Origin of the sequence: Streptomyces sp. NBC_00252 (assembly GCF_036187565.1) — a bacterium.
Classification (GTDB): domain Bacteria; phylum Actinomycetota; class Actinomycetes; order Streptomycetales; family Streptomycetaceae; genus Streptomyces.
Window position 1 is genome coordinate 7,544,766 of the sequence record NZ_CP108087.1, and the last position, 20,357, is coordinate 7,565,122.

16 protein-coding genes are annotated in these 20,357 nt (G+C 69.9%); 12 read left to right on the forward strand and 4 right to left on the reverse strand.

Going from position 1 to position 20,357, the window contains the following annotated elements; all coding sequences use genetic code 11:
- Position 1 precedes the first annotated feature (1 nt).
- From uvrC to pgi, 12 genes are all read left to right on the forward strand, one after another.
- Positions 2-2,053, forward strand: coding sequence for an excinuclease ABC subunit UvrC (uvrC, locus tag OHT77_RS33465; RefSeq protein WP_328832157.1), 2,052 nt, complete (start codon positions 2-4; stop codon positions 2,051-2,053).
- Positions 2,050-3,054: an RNase adapter RapZ gene (gene rapZ, locus OHT77_RS33470; protein WP_328832158.1), complete on the forward strand. Its 1,005-nt coding sequence runs from the start codon at positions 2,050-2,052 to the stop codon at positions 3,052-3,054. The genes uvrC and rapZ overlap by 4 nt, the downstream gene beginning before the upstream one ends.
- Positions 3,051-4,118, forward strand: a complete 1,068-nt coding sequence (locus OHT77_RS33475; protein WP_328832159.1) for a gluconeogenesis factor YvcK family protein — start codon at positions 3,051-3,053, stop codon at positions 4,116-4,118. The genes rapZ and OHT77_RS33475 overlap by 4 nt, the downstream gene beginning before the upstream one ends.
- Complete coding sequence (gene whiA, locus OHT77_RS33480; protein ID WP_019067568.1) at positions 4,109-5,098, forward strand: DNA-binding protein WhiA; 990 nt, start codon at positions 4,109-4,111, stop codon at positions 5,096-5,098. The genes OHT77_RS33475 and whiA overlap by 10 nt, the downstream gene beginning before the upstream one ends.
- Positions 5,099-5,387: 289 nt before the next feature.
- Positions 5,388-8,345 carry a M14 family metallopeptidase gene (locus OHT77_RS33485; protein ID WP_328832160.1) on the forward strand — a complete coding sequence of 986 codons (2,958 nt, stop codon included), beginning with the start codon at positions 5,388-5,390 and terminating at the stop codon, positions 8,343-8,345.
- A 189-nt stretch (positions 8,346-8,534) separates the two neighbouring features.
- Positions 8,535-9,545, forward strand: a complete 1,011-nt coding sequence (gene gap, locus OHT77_RS33490; protein ID WP_266767532.1) for a type I glyceraldehyde-3-phosphate dehydrogenase — start codon at positions 8,535-8,537, stop codon at positions 9,543-9,545.
- 127 nt (positions 9,546-9,672) lie between these two features.
- On the forward strand, positions 9,673-10,884 hold the full coding sequence (locus OHT77_RS33495) for a phosphoglycerate kinase (protein WP_328832161.1): 1,212 nt from the start codon (positions 9,673-9,675) through the stop codon (positions 10,882-10,884).
- 5 nt (positions 10,885-10,889) lie between these two features.
- On the forward strand, positions 10,890-11,666 hold the full coding sequence (tpiA, locus tag OHT77_RS33500) for a triose-phosphate isomerase (protein WP_328832162.1): 777 nt from the start codon (positions 10,890-10,892) through the stop codon (positions 11,664-11,666).
- A gap of 109 nt (positions 11,667-11,775) precedes the next feature.
- Positions 11,776-12,009 carry a preprotein translocase subunit SecG gene (gene secG / locus OHT77_RS33505; RefSeq protein ID WP_328832163.1) on the forward strand — a complete coding sequence of 78 codons (234 nt, stop codon included), beginning with the start codon at positions 11,776-11,778 and terminating at the stop codon, positions 12,007-12,009.
- A 206-nt stretch (positions 12,010-12,215) separates the two neighbouring features.
- Positions 12,216-12,551, forward strand: a complete 336-nt coding sequence (locus OHT77_RS33510) for an RNA polymerase-binding protein RbpA (protein WP_003957010.1) — start codon at positions 12,216-12,218, stop codon at positions 12,549-12,551.
- Between the two features lie 132 nt (positions 12,552-12,683).
- A complete protein-coding gene (locus OHT77_RS33515; protein WP_328832164.1) occupies positions 12,684-13,982 on the forward strand; it encodes an MFS transporter in 1,299 nt (432 codons plus the stop codon).
- 54 nt (positions 13,983-14,036) lie between these two features.
- Complete coding sequence (gene pgi / locus OHT77_RS33520; protein ID WP_328832165.1) at positions 14,037-15,689, forward strand: glucose-6-phosphate isomerase; 1,653 nt, start codon at positions 14,037-14,039, stop codon at positions 15,687-15,689.
- A gap of 67 nt (positions 15,690-15,756) precedes the next feature.
- Here pgi and pgl read toward each other — a convergent pair whose 3' ends face one another.
- From pgl to tal, 4 genes are read right to left on the reverse strand one after another with little or no spacing between them, the layout of a single operon-like run.
- Positions 15,757-16,539, reverse strand: coding sequence for a 6-phosphogluconolactonase (gene pgl, locus OHT77_RS33525; protein WP_328832166.1), 783 nt, complete (start codon positions 16,537-16,539; stop codon positions 15,757-15,759).
- On the reverse strand, positions 16,536-17,666 hold the full coding sequence (opcA, locus tag OHT77_RS33530; protein WP_328832167.1) for a glucose-6-phosphate dehydrogenase assembly protein OpcA: 1,131 nt from the start codon (positions 17,664-17,666) through the stop codon (positions 16,536-16,538). Before opcA ends, pgl begins: the two co-directional genes overlap by 4 nt.
- Positions 17,663-19,201 (reverse strand): glucose-6-phosphate dehydrogenase, encoded by a 1,539-nt coding sequence (gene zwf, locus OHT77_RS33535; protein WP_328832168.1) that lies wholly within the window; start codon positions 19,199-19,201, stop codon positions 17,663-17,665. The genes opcA and zwf overlap by 4 nt, the downstream gene beginning before the upstream one ends.
- A 4-nt stretch (positions 19,202-19,205) precedes the next feature.
- The gene (gene tal / locus OHT77_RS33540; RefSeq protein ID WP_328832169.1) at positions 19,206-20,324 is read right to left on the reverse strand and encodes a transaldolase; all 1,119 of its coding nucleotides are present in this window, start codon (positions 20,322-20,324) and stop codon (positions 19,206-19,208) included.
- Positions 20,325-20,357 lie beyond the last annotated feature (33 nt).

Below are 20,357 nucleotides of genomic sequence, written 5' to 3' on the forward strand. Positions count from 1 at the left end.
CATGGCCGACCCCTCCAGCTACCGCCCCAGGCCGGGAGAGATCCCGGACTCGCCCGGGGTCTACAGATTCCGCGACGAGCACCGCCGGGTGATCTACGTCGGAAAGGCGAAGAGCCTGCGCCAGCGCCTGGCGAACTACTTCCAGGACCTGGCCGGACTCCACCCGCGCACGCGCACGATGGTCACCACGGCCGCGTCGGTGGAGTGGACGGTGGTGTCCACAGAGGTCGAGGCGCTCCAGCTGGAGTACTCCTGGATCAAGGAGTACGACCCCCGGTTCAACGTCAAGTACCGCGACGACAAGAGCTACCCGTACCTCGCGGTGACGATGAACGAGGAGTACCCGCGCGTGCAGGTGATGCGCGGTCACAAGAAGAAGGGCGTCCGCTACTTCGGGCCGTACGGACACGCCTGGGCGATCCGCGACACCGTGGACCTCCTGCTGCGCGTGTTCCCCGTCCGCACCTGCTCGGCGGGCGTCTTCAAGAACGCGGCGCGCACCGGCCGCCCCTGTCTGCTCGGCTACATCGGCAAGTGCTCCGCCCCCTGCGTCGGCCGCGTCTCCGAGGAGGAGCACCGCGAACTGGCCGAGGAGTTCAGTGACTTCATGGCCGGCCGCACCGGCACGTACATCCGCCGTCTGGAGAAGCAGATGACGGACGCGGCCGAGGAGATGGAGTACGAGCGGGCCGCCCGCCTGCGTGACGACATCGAGGCCCTGAAGAAGGCCATGGAGAAGAGCGCGGTCGTCCTCGCCGACGCGACCGACGCCGACCTGATCGCGGTCGCCGAGGACGAGCTGGAGGCCGCCGTCCAGATCTTCCACGTCCGCGGCGGACGCGTCCGCGGCCAGCGCGGCTGGGTCACCGACAAGGTCGAGGACGTCACCACCCCGGCCCTCGTGGAACACGCCCTCCAGCAGCTCTACGGCGAGGAGACCGGGGACTCCGTCCCCAAGGAGGTCCTCGTCCCGGCCCTGCCCGACCCGGTGGAGCCGGTCCAGCAGTGGCTGACGGACCGGCGCGGGGCGAACGTGTCGCTGCGCATCCCGCAGCGCGGCGACAAGAAGTCCCTCATGGAGACCGTCGCGCGCAACGCCCAGCAGTCGCTGATCCTCCACAAGACCAAGCGCGCCTCCGACCTCACCACCCGCTCCCGCGCCCTGGAGGAGATCTCCGAGGCCCTCGACCTGGACAGCGCCCCCCTACGGATCGAGTGTTACGACATCTCGCACCTCCAGGGAGACGACGTCGTGGCGTCGATGGTCGTCTTCGAGGACGGGCTGTCCCGCAAGAGCGAGTACCGCCGCTTCCAGATCAAGGGCTTCGAGGGCCAGGACGACGTCCGCTCCATGCACGAGGTCATCACCCGCCGCTTCCGGCGCTATCTCGCCGAGAAGGAGAAGACGGGGGAGTGGGCCGACGGCGAGGAGCTGACGGACCTCAAGGACGACGACGGCCGCCCCAAGCGGTTCGCCTATCCGCCGCAGCTCGTCGTGGTCGACGGCGGCCAGCCGCAGGTCGCCGCCGCCAAGCGGGCCCTGGACGAGCTGGGCATCGACGACATCGCCGTGTGCGGTCTCGCCAAGCGCCTGGAGGAGGTCTGGCTGCCCGACGAGGACGACCCCGTGGTGCTGCCCCGCACCAGCGAGGGCCTCTACCTCCTCCAGCGCGTCCGTGACGAGGCCCACCGCTTCGCGATCACCTACCAGCGCGCCAAGCGGGCCAAGCGGTTCCGGGCGAGTCCCCTGGACGATGTGCCCGGCCTCGGCGAGACCCGCAAACAGGCGCTGATCAAACACTTCGGTTCGGTGAAGAGGCTGCGATCCGCGACAATCGACCAGATCTGCGAGGTTCCGGGCATAGGCCGCAAGACCGCGGAGGCCATCGCCGCGGCCCTCGCCCAGGCGGCCCCGGCCGCACCCGCCGTGAACACGGCGACCGGAGAGATCATGGACGACATGGAAGACGGGACACCCGAGACGACGACGGGTGCCCCAGGGGAGCCCGTGACCGCGGGAGCCCCGGACGAGCGACGGGGGCAGGAGACATGACCGAACAAGAGAAGCAGCCCACAGCGGACCGAGATCGGACGCACAAGGAAGCGGGCGAGGATCAGCCTTCCCAGGAGACGGTCCAGGACGACGGAGCACAGGTGAGTACGGACAGCACGACGGCCGGGGTGCCCGAGGCGGCCATCCCCGAGCTGGTGATCATCTCCGGCATGTCCGGGGCCGGGCGCTCCACCGCCGCCAAGTGCCTGGAGGACCTCGGCTGGTTCGTCGTCGACAACCTCCCGCCCGCCCTGATCCCCACCATGGTCGAGCTCGGCGCCCGCTCCCAGGGCAACGTGGCACGCATCGCGGTCGTGGTCGACGTGCGCGGACGGCGCTTCTTCGACAACCTCCGCGAGTCCCTCGCCGACCTGGAGTCCAAGCACGTCACCCGGCGGATCGTCTTCCTGGAGTCCTCGGACGAGGCCCTGGTGCGCCGCTTCGAGTCGGTGCGCCGTCCCCACCCCCTCCAGGGCGACGGCCGCATCGTCGACGGCATCGACGCCGAGCGCGAGCTGCTGCGCGAGCTGCGCGGCGACGCCGACCTCGTCATCGACACCTCCAGCCTCAACGTCCACGAACTGCGCGCCAAGATGGACGCCCAGTTCGCCGGCGAGGAGGAGCCCGAACTGCGGGCCACCGTCATGTCCTTCGGCTTCAAGTACGGCCTCCCGGTCGACGCGGACCTCGTCGCCGACATGCGCTTCCTGCCCAACCCGCACTGGATCCCGGAGCTGCGCCCCTTCAACGGCCTCAACGAAGAGGTCTCGGCGTACGTCTTCAACCAGCCGGGCGCCAAGGAGTTCCTCGACCGCTACGCCGAGCTGCTCCGCCTCATCGCGGCCGGCTACCGGCGCGAGGGCAAGCGGTACGTGACGATCGCGATCGGCTGCACCGGCGGCAAGCACCGCTCGGTCGCCACGGCGGAGAAGCTCGCCGCACGGCTCGCGGCAGAGGGCGTGGAGACGGTGGTCGTACACCGGGACATGGGACGGGAATGACAGGTCGTAGCCCACGGCTGGGCAGGCTGCGCCGCGTGGTGCCCGAAGGGCGGACGACCAGGCCCGTGGAGGCCCGCGGCGGCAAACCGCGCCGGCGCGGCACCCAGCCCAAGGTGGTCGCCCTCGGCGGCGGCATGGGCCTGTCCGCCTCGCTCACCGCACTGCGCCGGATCACCGGCGACCTCACCGCCGTCGTCACCGTGGCCGACGACGGCGGCTCCAGCGGCCGCCTGCGCGACGAACTGGGCGTACTGCCCCCCGGGGACCTCCGCAAGGCGCTGGCCGCGCTGTGCGGCGACGACGACTGGGGCCAGACCTGGGCCCGCGTCATCCAGCACCGCTTCCAGTCCAAGGGCGACCTGCACGAACACGCGGTCGGCAATCTGCTGATCGTCGCCCTGTGGGAGCAGCTCGGCGACCATGTGCAGGCCCTCGACCTGGTCGGCAAGCTGCTCGGCGCGCACGGGCGCGTGCTGCCCATGTCCGCCGTACCGCTGGAGCTGCAGGCCCTGGTCAAGGGGCACGATCCGGCGCGGCCCGAGGACGTGGACACCGTCCGGGGACAGGCGACCGTGGCGCTCACGCCCGGCGAGGTGCAGTCCGTGCACCTCGTGCCGCACGACCCGCCGGCCGTGCCCGAGGCCGTCGCCGCCGTGCTCGACGCGGACTGGGTGGTGCTCGGCCCGGGCTCCTGGTTCTCGTCCGTCATCCCGCATCTGCTGGTGCCGGAACTGCTCGACGCGCTCACCGAGACGAAGGCGCGCCGGGTACTCTCCCTGAACCTCGCGCCGCAGCCCGGAGAAACCGATGGCTTCTCCCCGCAGCGTCATTTGGAGGTTTTGGGACGACACGCCCCTAAACTCGCCCTGGACGTGGTGCTGGCCGACGAGGCAGCCGTGCCCGATCGCGCGTCGCTCACCGAAGCCGCCAAGCGGCTGGACGCCGCGGTCGAGCTGGCTCCGGTGGCCCGGACCGACGGAACTCCAAGGCACGACCCGGAGCTGTTGGCCGCCGCGTACGACCGTATTTTTCGGATGCATGGAAGGATCGGCCCATGGCGATGACGGCAGCGGTGAAGGATGAGATCTCCCGGCTCCCCGTCACCCGGACCTGCTGCAGGAAGGCGGAGGTCTCCGCCATTCTGCGGTTCGCCGGCGGCCTCCACCTGGTGAGCGGGCGCATCGTGATCGAGGCGGAGCTGGACACCGCGATGGCGGCGCGCCGGCTCAAGCGGGACATCCTGGAGATCTTCGGCCACAGTTCCGAGCTGATCGTGATGGCGCCCGGCGGACTGCGCCGCGGCTCGCGTTACGTCGTCCGGGTGGTGGCGGGCGGCGATCAGCTGGCCCGGCAGACCGGGCTCGTGGACGGCCGCGGACGCCCCATCCGGGGCCTGCCCCCGCAGGTCGTCTCCGGGGCCACCTGTGACGCGGAGGCGGCCTGGAGAGGCGCGTTCCTGGCGCACGGCTCGCTGACCGAGCCCGGCCGGTCCTCCTCCCTGGAGGTGACCTGCCCGGGCCCCGAGGCGGCGCTCGCGCTGGTCGGTGCCGCCCGCCGGCTGTCGATCGCGGCGAAGGCCCGTGAGGTGCGCGGTGTGGACCGCGTGGTCGTCCGTGACGGCGACGCGATCGGCGCCCTGCTCACCCGGCTCGGCGCGCACGAGTCGGTGCTGGCCTGGGAGGAGCGCCGGATGCGCCGCGAGGTGCGCGCCACGGCGAACCGTCTCGCCAACTTCGACGACGCCAACCTCCGCCGCTCGGCCCGCGCGGCCGTCGCCGCTGGCGCCCGGGTCCAGCGCGCGCTGGAGATCCTCGCCGACGAGGTCCCCGAGCACCTCGCGGCGGCCGGACGGCTCCGCATGGACCACAAGCAGGCCTCCCTGGAGGAGCTGGGCGCCCTCGCCGACCCGCCGCTCACCAAGGACGCGGTGGCCGGCCGTATCCGCCGACTGCTGGCGATGGCCGACAAGCGCGCCCAGGACCTCGGCATCCCGGGCACCGAGTCGAGCATCACCGAGGAGATGGCCGACAACATGGTCGGCTGATCCCTCCGGGTGCTGACGGACCCTCAACACGCCGGTGCGGACGCTCGATTCGGGGCGTCCGCACCGGCGTTTCGTCGTCTACGGCTCTCCGGCCGACCACTGACGAGCCGTCACCATGTCGACGTCGGCGCCCGTTCGGCCCTGACGGCCGATCAAGTCGGCGACGGCCAAGGGGTCGTACACAGGAGAGCCCCGTTTATCTCCCCTTGAGGCGCCCTTGACTCGATCATGAAGTGTCATGAGCCTGGCAACTGTTCGCTGCTGTGGCGAACAGTTGCCAGGGGGTTTCATGAGACACAGAGCGAGATCGATCCTCGCTGTCGGCGCGCTCCTGATCGCAGGCGCGAGCATCGCACCCATCGCCCAGGCGCAGGGCGGGAGTTCCACGAAGTCCGACCCGGACGAGGTCAAGGTCTTCCACGCCGACGTCACCCAGCAGCAGATACCCCTGCTCCTGAAGGCCGGACAGGACGCCCACGAACTCGGCGACAACCAGTTCTCGGCCTCCGGCAGGACCGCCGTGGAGGTCTACCTCACCGACCGCCAGGCCCAGAAGCTGGAGAAGCAGGGCGTCGGCCTCACCGAGCACACCCTGACGGCCAAGGCCGAGACGCGCGTCGAGGACGCGGCGCAGGGCGTGTTCCGCCCGTACAGCGGAAGCGGCGGGCTCAAGGAGGAGATCGTCAGGACGGGGCAGGCGAACCCCGGTCTCACCAAGGTCGAGTCCATCGGCAAGACGGTCGACGGCCAGGACATCCTCGCGCTCAAACTGACCAAGGGCGCGAAGACGACCAAGGACGGCTCCAAGCCCTCCGTGCTGTACGTGTCCAACCAGCACGCGCGCGAGTGGATCACGCCGGAGATGACCCGCCGGCTGATGCACTACTACCTGGACAACTACAAGACCGACAAGCGCATCAAGAAGATCGTCGACTCCACCGAGCTGTGGTTCGTGCTGTCGGCCAACCCGGACGGCTACGACTACACGTTCCAGAACAGCGACACGCGCCTGTGGCGCAAGAACCTGCGGGACGTCAACGGCGACGGCACCATCTCCACCGGCGACGGCGTCGACCTCAACCGCAACTTCGCCTACAAGTGGGGCTACGACGACGAGGGTTCGTCCCCCAACCCCACCAGTGAGACCTACCGGGGCGCGAGCCCGAACTCGGAGCCCGAGACCGCCGCGCTCGACGCCTTCGAGAAGCGGATCGGCTTCACCTACGGCATCAACTACCACTCCGCCGCCGAACTCCTCCTCTACGGGGTCGGCTGGCAGGTCGCGACCCCCACCCCGGACGACGTCCTCTACAAGGCGCTCGCCGGCACCCCGGACAACCCGGCGATCCCCGGCTACCACTCACAGGTCTCCTCGGAGCTGTACACGACCAACGGCGAGGCGGACGGCCACGCGTCGAACGTCAACAGCATGTCGATGTTCACCCCCGAGATGTCGACCTGCCAGACCGCGTCGAACATCGACCCGAACGACGCCTGGAACGCCGCCGACTGCCAGTCCGTCTTCAACTTCCCGGACGACGAGAAGCTGATCCAGGACGAGTTCCAGAAGAACATCCCCTTCGCGCTCTCCGTCGCCGAGACCGCCGTCCACCCCGACCGGCCCACCTCGTCGGTCGGCCTCAGCGCCGCCGACTTCACCCCGGCCGCCTTCACCACGTCGTACTCCCGCGGCGCCCACCAGGAGGTCTCCGTCGTCGTACGGAAGTCCGTGCGCGACAAGGAACTCAAGTACCGCGTCAACGGCGGCCGTACGAAGGACGTGGCCCTCAAGCCCTGGAAGGGCGGCCGGACCTACGGCGGGGACGACAACCTGTACTTCGACGAGTACCGCGCCAAGGTCAAGGACGGCGACCAGGGCGACAAGGTCGAGGTGTGGTTCACCGGAGAGACGAAGTCCGGGAAGCCCACCTCCAGCACGCACTTCACCTACACGGTCGCCAAGCGGCCCGCGGCCGACACCCTCGTGGTCGCCGAGGAAGGCGCCGCCGCCACCCAGGCGCAGACCTACGTCGACGCGCTGAAGGCGAACGGCCGCAAGGCGGTCGTCTGGGACGTCGCCACCCAGGGCGTGCCCGACGCGCTCGGCGTGCTCGACCACTTCAAGACCGTCGTCCACTACTCGGGCACGGCGGGACCGGGCAACGACACCCAGCTCCAGCTGCGCGCCTTCCTCAACGAGGGCGGCAAGCTGATCGAGGCCGGCGAACAGGCCGGCGGCTCCGTCGACCTCGGCGACGGCACCCCCTCGAACGACTTCAGCCAGTACTACCTGGGCGCCTATTCGCGTACGTCCACCCCCGGGGCCACCGGGTTCAACGGCTCCGGCAAGCTCGCCGGCTTCACCGGACCGCTGAGCGGCGCGCCCGGCAACCCGCTGGACCGGGCCGGTACGTACAGCGTCACCTCCGACTCGCTGGCGCCGGCCACCTACCCGCAGTTCGCGAGCGCGGGGGCCGGTCAGTTCGCCGGGACCGTCAACCCGTACGGGCCCTACGCGGGCTCCTACATGGCGGCCGCCGTCCACACCGACGACGCCTACAAGCGCTTCACCCGCACCATCGACCTCACCGGGGTCAGCGCGGCCGACAGGCCCACGCTGCGCAGCGAACTGCTGTGGGACACCGAGCCCGGCTACGACCACGCCGTGGTCGAGATCCACACCACCGGGGCCGACGACTGGACCACGCTCCCGGAGGTCGGCGGCGCCACCAGCACCGCCCTGCCGTCCGAGTGCGAGGCCGGCTTCCTGGTCGCCGAGCACCCCTGGCTCAAGCACTACCTGACCTTCTCCACCTCCGGCTGCACCGCGACCGGCACCACCGGCACGTGGAACAGCTTCACCGGCGCCTCCGACGGCTGGCAGCAGGTCGGCTTCGACCTGAGCGCCTACGCCGGCAAGTCGGTCGAGGTGTCGCTGAGTTACATCACCGACCCGGGCTCCGGCGGTCACGGCGTCCTCGCCGACGACACCTCGCTCGTCCTGGCCGGCACGGCGACCCAGACCGAGGGCTTCGAGACCTCCCTCGGCGCCTGGAGCGTCACGGGACCGCCTCCGGGCAGCCCGGCCGTCCTGAAGGACTGGACGCGCACCGGAGCCCTGTTCCAGACGTACGGCGCGGTCACCACCGACCGCACCGTGCTGCTCGGCTTCGGCCTGGAGCAGGTCACCGCGGCCGCCGACCGCGCGGCCCTGCTCAAGAAGGCTCTGGCGGCCCTTCGGAGCTGACTCGGTGTGACGATGTCATGAACATCCAGGGCGGTCCGTACCCCTACTGGCGGGTACGGACCGCCCTGCCGTGTATGGGGCATCTCGATGTCACCACGGAGGCCTCAGGGAGGTAGGGTCGTAGGCGGTCGGGGACATCCCATACAACTCGCCGGCACTGAGCCGGCGTACCAACGAGGAGATCGGTTCGTGACGATCCGCGTAGGCATCAACGGCTTTGGCCGCATCGGTCGTAACTACTTCCGCGCGCTGCTGGAGCAGGGTGCTGACATCGAGATCGTGGCTGTCAACGACCTGGGTGACACCGCGACCACCGCTCACCTGCTCAAGTACGACACCATCCTGGGCCGACTCAAGGCCGAGGTGTCGCACACCGAGGACACCATCACCGTCGACGGCCACACCATCAAGGTGCTGTCCGAGCGCAACCCCGCCGACATCCCGTGGGGCGACCTGGGTGTCGACATCGTCATCGAGTCGACCGGCATCTTCACGAAGAAGGCCGACGCCGAGAAGCACATCGCCGGCGGCGCCAAGAAGGTCCTCATCTCGGCTCCGGCCAAGGACGAGGACATCACCATCGTGATGGGCGTCAACCAGGACAAGTACGAGCCGGCGAACCACCACGTCATCTCGAACGCCTCCTGCACCACCAACTGCGTGGCGCCGATGGCCAAGGTTCTCGACGAGAACTTCGGCATCGTCAAGGGCCTGATGACGACGGTCCACGCCTACACGAACGACCAGCGCATCCTGGACTTCCCGCACAAGGACCTCCGCCGCGCCCGCGCCGCCGCCGAGAACATCATCCCGACGACGACCGGTGCCGCCAAGGCGACCGCCCTCGTGCTCCCGCAGCTCAAGGGCAAGCTCGACGGCATCGCGATGCGCGTCCCGGTCCCGACCGGCTCGGCCACCGACCTGGTCGTCGAACTGCAGCGCCCGGTCACCAAGGACGAGGTCAACGCCGCGTTCAAGAAGGCCTCCGAGGACGGCCCGCTCAAGGGCCTCCTGGCGTACACCGAGGACGAGATCGTCTCCTCGGACATCGTCAGCGACCCGGCCTCCTGCACCTTCGACTCGTCCCTGACGATGGTCCAGGACGGCACCTCGGTGAAGATCCTCGGCTGGTACGACAACGAGTGGGGCTACTCCAACCGCCTCGTCGACCTCACGGTCTTCGTCGGCGGCCAGCTCTAACTCCCGGAGCAGGCAACTCGATGTGAGTCAGGGCTCGGGCAGCGCACGCCGCGCTGCCCGGGCCCTGTACTACGTAGTGATCGATCAGCCCTCTCGGATCTGAAGAGCCCTCCCTAGGAGTCCCTTTATGAAGACGATCGACGAACTTCTCGCCGAAGGCGTGGACGGCAAGCGGGTCTTCGTCCGCGCCGACCTCAACGTCCCGCTGGCCGACGGCCTCATCACCGACGACGGCCGCATCCGCGCGGTGCTGCCCACCGTCAAGGCCCTCGCCGAGGCGGGCGCCAAGGTGATCGTGGCCTCGCACCTGGGCCGCCCCAAGGGCGCCCCGGACCCGGCCTTCTCCCTCCTCCAGCCGGCCGAGCGCCTCGCCGAACTCCTGGGCGCGCCGGTCGCGTTCGCCCAGGACACCGTCGGCCCCGCCGCCCACGACGCGGTCCGCGGCCTCGAGCCCGGCCAGGTCGCGGTCATCGAGAACCTGCGCTTCAACGCGGGCGAGACCTCCAAGGACGACACCGAGCGCGGCGAGTTCGCCGACCGGCTCGCCGCCCTGGCGGACATCTACGTAGGCGACGGTTTCGGTGCCGTGCACCGCAAGCACGCTTCCGTGTACGACCTCCCGGCCCGGCTGCCGCACTACGCCGGCTACCTCATCGCCACCGAGGTCGGCGTCCTGAAGAAGCTCACCGAGGACGTCAAGCGGCCCTACGTGGTGGCGCTCGGCGGCTCCAAGGTCTCCGACAAGCTCGCCGTCATCGACCAGCTGCTCGGCAAGGCCGACCGCATCCTCATCGGCGGCGGCATGGCCTTCACCTTCCTCAAGGCCAAGGGCTACGAGATCGGCGCCTCCCTGGTCCAGGACGACCAGCTGCCCGCCGTCACCGAGTACGTCGAGCGCGCCGAGAAGAACGGCGTCGAGCTGGTCGTCCCGGTCGACGTCGTGACCGCGTCGGCGTTCCCCGACCTGAAGACGAAGGCCCCGTCCAACCCCACCACCGTCGCCGCGGACGCCATCCCCGCCGACCAGATGGGCCTGGACATCGGTCCCGAGACCGGTGCCCTGTACGCCTCGAAGCTCGCCGACGCGGCCACCATCTTCTGGAACGGCCCGATGGGTGTCTTCGAGCACCCCGACTACGCCGCGGGCACCAAGGCGGTCGCCCAGGCCCTTCTCGACTCCCCGGCGTTCACGGTCGTCGGCGGTGGCGACTCCGCCGCGGCCGTCCGCATCCTGGGCTTCGACGAGACCGCATTCGGCCACATCTCGACCGGCGGCGGCGCCTCCCTCGAATACCTCGAGGGCAAGACGCTCCCCGGCCTCGCCGCACTGGAGGACTGACCTTAATGAGCACGCGCACGCCGATCATGGCGGGCAACTGGAAGATGAACCTCAACCACCTCGAGGCCATCGCCCACGTCCAGAAGCTCGCCTTCGCCCTCGCGGACAAGGACTACGAGGCCGTCGAGGTCGCCGTCCTGCCGCCCTTCACCGACCTGCGCTCCGTGCAGACCCTGGTCGACGGCGACAAGCTCAAGATCAAGTACGGCGCCCAGGACATCTCGGCGCACGACTCCGGCGCCTACACCGGCGAGATCTCCGGTGCGATGCTGGCCAAGCTCAAGTGCACGTACGTGGCCATCGGCCACTCCGAGCGCCGCCAGTACCACGCCGAGACCGACGAGGTCGTCAACGCCAAGGTGAAGGCCGCGTACAAGCACGGCCTGACCCCGATCCTCTGCGTCGGCGAGGAGCTGGACGTCCGCGAGGCGGGCAACCACGTCGCGCACACGCTCAGCCAGGTCGAGGGCGGCCTCAAGGACGTCCCGGCCGAGCAGGCCGAGACGATCGTCATCGCGTACGAGCCCGTCTGGGCCATCGGCACCGGCAAGGTCTGCGGCTCCGGCGACGCCCAGGAGGTCTGCCAGGCCATCCGCGGCAAGCTCGCCGAGCTGTACACCCAGGAGCTGGCCGACCAGGTCCGCATCCAGTACGGCGGCTCGGTCAAGTCCGGCAACGTCGCCGAGATCATGGCCCAGCCCGATGTGGACGGCGCCCTGGTCGGCGGTGCCTCGCTGGACGCCGACGAGTTCGTCAAGATCGTGCGCTTCCGCGATCAGTGAGTCCGGCCGTGTGTAGGCGGTAGCGGCGATCCGTCGTACCCTTGCGGGGGCATAGGGCTGTCCCTGTGCCCCCTGTCGTCCATCCGAATCCGAGGAAGTTGGTCCAGCCGTGGTTTTGGGGTTCTCGATCGCCCTGATCGTCTTCAGCCTGCTGCTGATGCTGCTGGTGCTGATGCACAAGGGGAAGGGCGGCGGTCTCTCCGACATGTTCGGTGGCGGCATGTCGTCGTCCGTCGGTGGTTCTTCGGTCGCCGAGCGCAACCTCGACCGCATCACCGTCGGGCTCGGTCTGCTCTGGTTCACCTGCATCGTCGTGCTCGGTCTGCTGATGAAGACGAACTGACCGCACGTTCCGTCGCACATTCCGTACGTATGGCCCCATGTTCGGTACGCGCAGCTGAGCGCGGCCTATCATGGGGCTTGCGTCTAGGTGTGGGGGCTGTAACTCCAACCACTGGACGCGCGTTGGGCCTTACGTAGACTGAGGCGCTCGCAACGGAGCGAAACGCCGACTCGCTTCGCGGCACCATCACGCAGGGAGTTACGACCGTGGCAAGTGGCAACGCGATCCGTGGAAGCCGGGTCGGGGCGGGGCCGATGGGCGAGGCCGAGCGTGGCGAGTCCGCGCCACGGCTGCGCATCTCCTTCTGGTGCTCCAACGGGCACGAGACGCAGCCCAGCTTCGCCAGCGACGCGCAGGTTCCCGACACCTGGGACTGCCCGCGCTGCGGCTTCCCGGCCGGACAGGACCGGGACAACCCGCCGGACCCGCCGCGCACCGAGCCCTACAAGACGCACCTCGCGTATGTACGGGAGCGGCGCAGCGACGCGGACGGCGAGGCGATCCTCGCCGAGGCGCTCGCCAAACTGCGGGGAGAAATCTAGGAGTTGAACCGGCCGGACGCCCACGAGGTGTCTGGCCGGAGCTGTTCCGCCCTCAGGCGGCCGACGGCCTCAGGACCGATTGTCAGTGCTGCCCTCTACGGTTTGTGAAATGACGAACCGTGAGGGGGAGCGGTGACGACGGTCGAGGTGACGGGCAGTCATGTGCCCGCGTGGCGCGGGGGGTTCGGGCAGCTGTGGAGCGCGGCCGTCGTGTCGCGCTTCGGGGACGCGCTGCGTACGGCGGCGCTGCCGCTGCTCGCCGTGTCGCTGACGCACCGGCCCCTGCTCATCGCGTCCGTCACCGCCTGCGGCTATCTGCCCTGGATCGTCTTCGGCCTGCTCGGCGGCGCGGTCGCGGACCGGGTGGACCAGCGGCGCGCGATGTGGCGGGTGGACGCGGTGCGCGGGCTCCTCGTCGCCGCCTTCGCCGTGGCCGTCGGGCTCGGCCGGGCCTCGATCCCGCTGCTCATCGCGCTGGCCTTCGCACTGACCACGCTCCAGACCCTCTTCGACAACGCCGCCACGGCCCTGCTGCCGGCCCTGGTGGACCGGTCGGCGCTCGGCACCGCCAACGCTCGGCTGATGACCGGGCAGAAGATCGCGGGCGGTCTGCTGGGGGCGCCCGTGGTGCCGGCGCTGATCGTCGCCGGGGCCGCCGTCCCCTTCGCCGCCGACGCCGTGACCTTCCTGGTCGCCGCCGCACTGGTGGCCTCACTGCGGATCCCGGCGCCCGGCGGGGGAGCGGGATCCGACGGCGCCGCGTCGCGCGGCCCGAGACCGGCGGGCAGCACCCTGCGCGGGGAGATCGCCGACGGACTGCGCGCCCTGTGGCACGACCGGGCCCTGCGCGGCCTGTGCGCCGCGACCGCCCTGTGCAACATCGGCATGGGCGCCCTGATCGCCACCCTGGTCGTCCTGGTGACCGGTTGGCTGCACGCAGGTACCGCCGGATACGTCGCGGTGACCACCGCGTTCACCGTCGGCGGCCTGGCCGGGGGAGTGCTGCACCGGCGGATCACCGACCGGCTCGGCCCCCTGCGGGCCGTGCTGCTCGCCGGTCTCGTGCAGACCGCGGCGCTCGTCGTCATGGGCACCGTGCGCAGCCTGACCGCCGTCGTCGCGGCCATGGCGGCCTTCGGCGTCATGAGCATGGTGTGGAACGTCAGCACGACCACGCTGATGCAGCAGCGCGCCCCCACCGACCTGCTGGGCCGGGTCAGCTCGGCCTTCCGGACCCTGGCCGCGGCCGGGGCCCCGCTGGGCGCGCTCCTCGGCGGGGCCGTCGCCACCGCCTGGGGACTGAACACGCCCGCACTGCTCACCGCGGCTTTCTTCGTGCTGTCGGTCCTGGCGCTGATACCGGCGGTCAAGCCGGACGTACCTGTTGTTGCCCTGGAGGACGACGCGACGACAGCTCGCGTCCCGGGCTGATCAATTAGGTTGGAACAGGCCCGCAGGTCGGTAGGAAAGAAGGCTGAAGTCGCAATGAACGCAGACGGCCGTACCAGGCTCAACCAGACGCCCGAGTGGACCGCCTTGGCCAAGCACCGTGAGGAGCTCGGCGAGGTGCAGTTGCGGGAGCTGTTCGCCGCCGATCCCGGGCGCGGCACCGGCTACACCCTCAAGGTCGGTGACCTGCACCTCGACTACTCGAAGCACCTCGTCACCGACGAGACCCTGCGGCTGCTGCAGGCGCTGGCCGCCGCCACGGACGTGTTCGGCCTCCGGGACGCCATGTTCCGCGGCGACAAGATCAACGTCACCGAGGACCGCGCGGTCCTGCACACCGCCCTGCGCGCCCCGCGCGACGCGGTGGTCGAGGTCGACGGCGAGAACGTGGTGCCGCAGGTGCACGCCGTGCTCGACAAGATGGCCGGCTTCGCGGACCGGGTCCGCTCCGGCGCGTGGACCGGCCACACCGGCCAGCGCATCAAGAACATCGTCAACATCGGCATCGGCGGCTCCGACCTCGGTCCGGCGATGGCGTACGAGGTGCTGCGCAGCTTCACCGACCGCGATCTGACGGTCCGGTTCGTGTCGAACGTGGACGGCGCCGACCTGCACGAGGCGACCCGTGACCTCGACGCGGCGGAGACGCTGTTCATCATCGCCTCGAAGACGTTCACCACGATCGAGACGATCACCAACGCGACCTCCGCCCGCGACTGGCTCCTCACCGAGCTGAAGGCCGGTCAGGACGCCGTGGCGAAGCACTTCGTGGCGCTGTCGACGAATGCCGGGAAGGTGTCGGACTTCGGCATCGACACGGACAACATGTTCGAGTTCTGGGACTGGGTCGGCGGACGCTACTCGTACGACTCGGCGATCGGTCTCTCGCTGATGATCGCCATCGGCCCGGACCGCTTCCGGGAGATGCTCGACGGCTTCCACCTCGTCGACGAGCACTTCCGCACCGCGCCCGCCGAGTCCAACGTGCCTTTGCTGCTCGGTCTGTTGGGTGTCTGGTACGGCAACTTCCACGACGCCCAGTCGCACGCGGTGCTGCCGTACAGCCACTACCTCTCCAAGTTCACCGCGTATCTCCAGCAGTTGGACATGGAGTCGAACGGCAAGTACGTCGGCCGGGACGGCCAGGAGGTCGACTGGCAGACCGGGCCGGTGGTGTGGGGCACGCCGGGCACCAACGGCCAGCACGCGTACTACCAACTCATCCACCAGGGCACGAAGTTGATCCCGGCGGACTTCATCGGCTTCGCCGAGCCGGTGGCCGAGCTGAGTGACGGGCTCAAGGCGCAGCACGACCTGCTGATGGCCAACTTCTTCGCCCAGACGCAGGCGTTGGCGTTCGGCAAGACACCGGACGAGGTGCGCGCGGAGGGCGTGGCGGAGGAGCTGGTGCCGCACAAGACGTTCAAGGGCAACCACCCCACGACGACGATCCTGGCCCGCGAGCTGACCCCGTCCGTGCTCGGGCAGTTGATCGCGCTGTACGAGCACAAGGTGTTCGTCCAAGGCGCGGTGTGGAACATCGACTCCTTCGACCAGTGGGGCGTCGAGCTCGGCAAGGTCCTCGCCAAGCGCGTCGAACCCGCCCTCACCGAAGGCGCCGACGTACCGGGACTGGACGCGTCGACGACTGCCCTGGTCGCCAAGTACCGCGAGCTGCGCGGGCGTTGAGACAGCGAAGAGCCCGTACGACCGAGGTCGTACGGGCTCTTCGGCAAGTTGCCGATAGACGCCGGTGTCAGGCGGAAGCCGGCGGATACAGCGCGCGGGGCAGCTGCGAGGCCGCCGCCGCGTCGAGCAGCCACAGGGTGCGGGAGCGGCCCTGGGCACCGGCGGCCGGTGCCTGGATCTCCCCCGCGCCCGACAGGGCGATCGCCGCTGCCTCGGCCTTGTCCTCGCCGGCCGCGAGCAGCCACACCTCGCGGGCCGACCGGATCGCCGGCAGGGTCAGCGTGACCCGGGTCGGCGGCGGCTTGGGCGCGCCGTGGACGCCGACGACCGTGCGCTCGGTCTCCCGTACGGCGGGCAGCTCCGGGAAGAGCGACGCCACATGGGTGTCCGGGCCGACGCCCAGCATGAGGACGTCGAAGGCCGGGACGGAGTCGTGGTTCTCGGGACCGGCGGACCGGGCGAGTTCCTCGGCGTAACCGGCCGCGGCCGCTTCCACGTCGTTGCCGTAGAGACCGTCCGACGCGGGCATGGCGTGCACGCGCTTCGGGTCCAGTGGCACCGCGTCGAGCAGTGCCTCTCGGGCCTGGGTGTCATTGCGCTCGGGGTCGCCCTCGGGCAGGAACCGCTCGTCGCCCCACCACAGGTCGAGGCGGCCCCAGTCGATGGCGTCCCGGGCGGGCTGACCCGCCAGGGCTGCCAGCAGACCGTTGCCGTTGCGACCGCCGGTGAGCACGATCGAGGCGTAGCCGCGCGAGGCCTGCGCGTCCACGATCTTCGTGATCAGCCGGGCCGCGGCGGCCTGGGCCATCAGTTCCTTGTCGCGGTGGACGACGAGCTGGGGAGTGCTCACTGCGGATCAGCCTTCTTCACCGGGGGCATCTTCGCGGGGGTTGGCCGGCCGGAACCGCCCTGGTCCGACGGAGCCGTAGCGGACGACCCCGAAGCCGGCGAAGCCGTGTCCGAGGACGCCGGAGCCGTGTCCGAGACCGCGCGCACCGGCAGCGCGGGCACCGGCTGAGCCGCCGCCTCCGCCCGTTCCGCCGCCGACTGGATACCGCCCAGCCGGTCCACGCCGAACCGCAGCGCGGACGCGTACGTCTCGTCCGGGTCGAGCCTGCGCAGCTCCTCCGCGAGGAGTTCGGACGTCTCGCGGCGCTTGAGCGCCACCGCGCGGTCCGGCTGGCCGGGCAGCGCCAGGGTGGCCATCGCCCCGTCCGAGCGGTGCAGGGTGATCGGCCCGCCGGTCGTCTCCAGGCGGACCTGGGTCAGACCGGGACCCGCGGAGACCGCCCGCCGGACGTGCACGTGGAGGCGGTCGGCGAGCCACATCGCGAGCAGTTCGACGCTCGGGTTGGACTCCTCGCCCGCCACCTCGGCGGAGACGATCTCCGAGGAGACCTGGTCGAGCGCGGCGGCCAGCATCGAGCGCCACGGGGTGATCCGGGCCCAGGCCAGGTCGGTGTCGCCCGGCTCGTAGCTCTCGGCGCGGGACCGCAGCTCGTCGACGGGCTTCTCCGCCGCGTAGCTGTCGGTGACCCGGCGCTGGCTCAGGGCGCCCAGCGGGTCGTTCGCCGGGTCGCGGGGCGCGTCCACCGACCACCAGACCACCACCGGCGCGTCCGGCAGCAGCAGCGGCAGCACCACGGACTGGGCGTGGTCGGAGACCTCGCCGTAGAGCCGCAGGACGACCGTCTCGCCGCTGCCCGCGTCCGCGCCCACCCGTACCTCGGCGTCGAGGCGGGACTGTGTGCGGTTGCGGGACGAGCGCGAGACGCGCTTGATGACCACGAGCGTGCGCGAGGGGTGCTCGTGCGACGCGTCGTTGGCGGCCTTCAGCGCGTCGTAGGCGTTCTCCTCGTCCGTGACGACGACGAGGGTGAGCACCATGCCGACGGCGGGGGTGCCGATGGCGCGGCGGCCCTTGACGAGCGCCTTGTTGATCTTGCTGGCAGTGGTGTCGGTGAGGTCTATCTTCATGGCCGGCGCCAGCTCCGTCCCTCTCGTGCGAGCATTTCGTCGGCCTCGACCGGACCCCACGTCCCGGACTGGTACTGCGCGGGCTTGCCGTGCTTGTCCCAGTACTGCTCGATCGGGTCGAGGATCTTCCAGGACAGCTCGACCTCCTCCGTGCGCGGGAAGAGGTTCGAGTCGCCGAGCAGGACGTCGAGGATGAGCCGCTCGTACGCCTCCGGGCTGGACTCCGTGAACGACTCGCCGTAGGCGAAGTCCATGGAGACGTCCCGGATCTCCATCGAGGTGCCGGGCACCTTGGAGCCGAAGCGGACCGTGACGCCCTCGTCGGGCTGGACGCGGAAGACGATCGCGTTCTGGCCCAGCTCCTCCGTCGCCGTCTGGTCGAAGGGGGAGTGCGGGGCGCGCTGGAAGACCACCGCGATCTCCGTGACGCGGCGGCCGAGGCGCTTGCCGGTGCGCAGGTAGAAGGGGACGCCCGCCCAGCGGCGGTTGTCGACCTCGACCTTGATCGCGGCGTACGTGTCGGTCTTCGACCTGGGGTCGATGCCGTCTTCCTGGAGGTAGCCGACGGCCTTCTCGCCGCCCTGCCAGCCCTCGGCGTACTGCCCGCGGACCGTGTTCTTCCCCAGGTCCTTCGGCAGTCGTACCGCGCCGAGCACCTTCTCCTTCTCGGCGGCCAGCGCGTCGGCGGAGAAGGAGGCGGGCTCCTCCATCGCGGTCAGCGCCATCAGCTGCAGGAGGTGGTTCTGGATGACGTCACGGGCGGCGCCGATGCCGTCGTAGTAGCCGGCCCGGCCGCCGATGCCGATGTCCTCGGCCATGGTGATCTGCACGTGGTCCACGAAGGACCGGTTCCAGATCGGCTCGAACATCGTGTTGGCGAAGCGGAGCGCCAGGATGTTCTGGACGGTCTCCTTGCCGAGGTAGTGGTCGATGCGGAAGACCTGGTCCGCGGCGAACACCTCGTGCACGACCTTGTTGAGGTCCTCGGCCGACTTGAGGTCGTGGCCGAAGGGCTTCTCGATGACCGCGCGCCGCCAGGAACCGCCCTCCTGGTCGGCCAGACCGTGCTTCTTCAGCTGCTGGATGACGACCGGGAAGGAACGCGGCGGCACCGACAGGTAGAAGGCGAAGTTGCCGCCCGTGCCCTGCGCCTTGTCCAGCTCGTCGATCGTGTCGCGCAGCCGGTCGAACGCGTCGTCGTCGTCGAAGGTGCCCTGGACGAAGCGCATCCCCTGGACGAGCTGCTGCCAGACCTCCTCACGGAACGGCGTGCGCGAGTGCTCCTTGACCGCGTCGTGGACCTCCTGCGCGAAGTCCTCGTTGGCCCACTCGCGCCGGGCGAACCCGACGAGCGAGAAGCCCGGCGGCAGCAGCCCCCGGTTGGCGAGGTCGTACACGGCGGGCATCAGCTTTTTGCGTGACAAATCGCCTGTGACGCCGAAGATGACCAGGCCCGACGGCCCCGCGATACGCGGGAGCCGTCGGTCGGCGGGGTCACGAAGCGGATTCGCCCCGGAACCGGAATGAGGAGCCAAGGTCTCAGCCCTCCGAGGGGGCGAGGCGCGAGAGCTCCGCCTCGGTCGACTTGAGCAGGTCGGTCCAGGCGGCCTCGAACTTCTCGACGCCCTCGTCCTCCAGCAGCTGCACGACCTCGTCGTACGAGATGCCCAGCGCTTCCACGGCGGCCAGCTCGGCGCGCGACTGCTCGTACGTGCCGGTGATGGTGTCGCCGGTGATCTGCCCGTGGTCCTCGGCGGCCTCGAGAGTGGCCTCCGGCATGGTGTTCACCGTGTTCGGCGCCACCAGCTCGTCCACGTACAGGGTGTCCTTGTACGCCTTGTCCTTGACGCCGGTCGAGGCCCACAGCGGACGCTGCTTGTTGGCCTGCGCCTTGTCGAGGGCGGCCCAGCGGTCCGAGGAGAAGACCTCCTGGTACGCCTCGTAGGCCAGCCGCGCGTTGGCGAGACCGGCCTTGCCGCGGGCGGCCTTGGCCTCGTCGGTGCCCAGCGCGTCGATCCGCTTGTCGATCTCGGTGTCCACACGGGACACGAAGAAGGACGCCACGGAGTGGATCTTCGAGAGGTCCAGGCCGCGCTCCTTGGCCTTCTCCAGGCCGGTGATGTACGCGTCCATCACCTTGCGGTAGCGCTCCAGCGAGAAGATCAGCGTGACGTTGACGCTGATGCCGAGCCCGATCGTCTCGGCGATCGCCGGGATGCCCGCCTCGGTGGCCGGAATCTTGATCAGGGCGTTGGGGCGGTCCACCAGCCAGGCCAGCTGCTTGGCCTCGGCGACGGTCGCCTTGGTGTTGTGGGCCAGGCGCGGGTCGACCTCGATGGAGACCCGGCCGTCCTGGCCGCCGGTCGCGTCGAAGACCGGCCGCAGGATGTCGGCGGCGTCGCGGACGTCCGCCGTCGTGATCATGCGGATGGCTTCCTCGACGGTGACCTTGCGGGCCGCGAGGTCGGCGAGCTGCTGGTCGTAGCCGTCGCCCTCCGAGATGGCCTTCTGGAAGATCGACGGGTTGGTGGTGACGCCCACGACGTGCTGCTGGTCGATCAGTTCGGCGAGGTTGCCGGACGTGATCCGCTTGCGCGACAGGTCGTCCAGCCAGATCGCGACGCCTTCTTCAGAGAGGCGCTTGAGTGCGTCTGTCATGGAAAATGCATCTCCTACGTGTCGTTTGTCAGC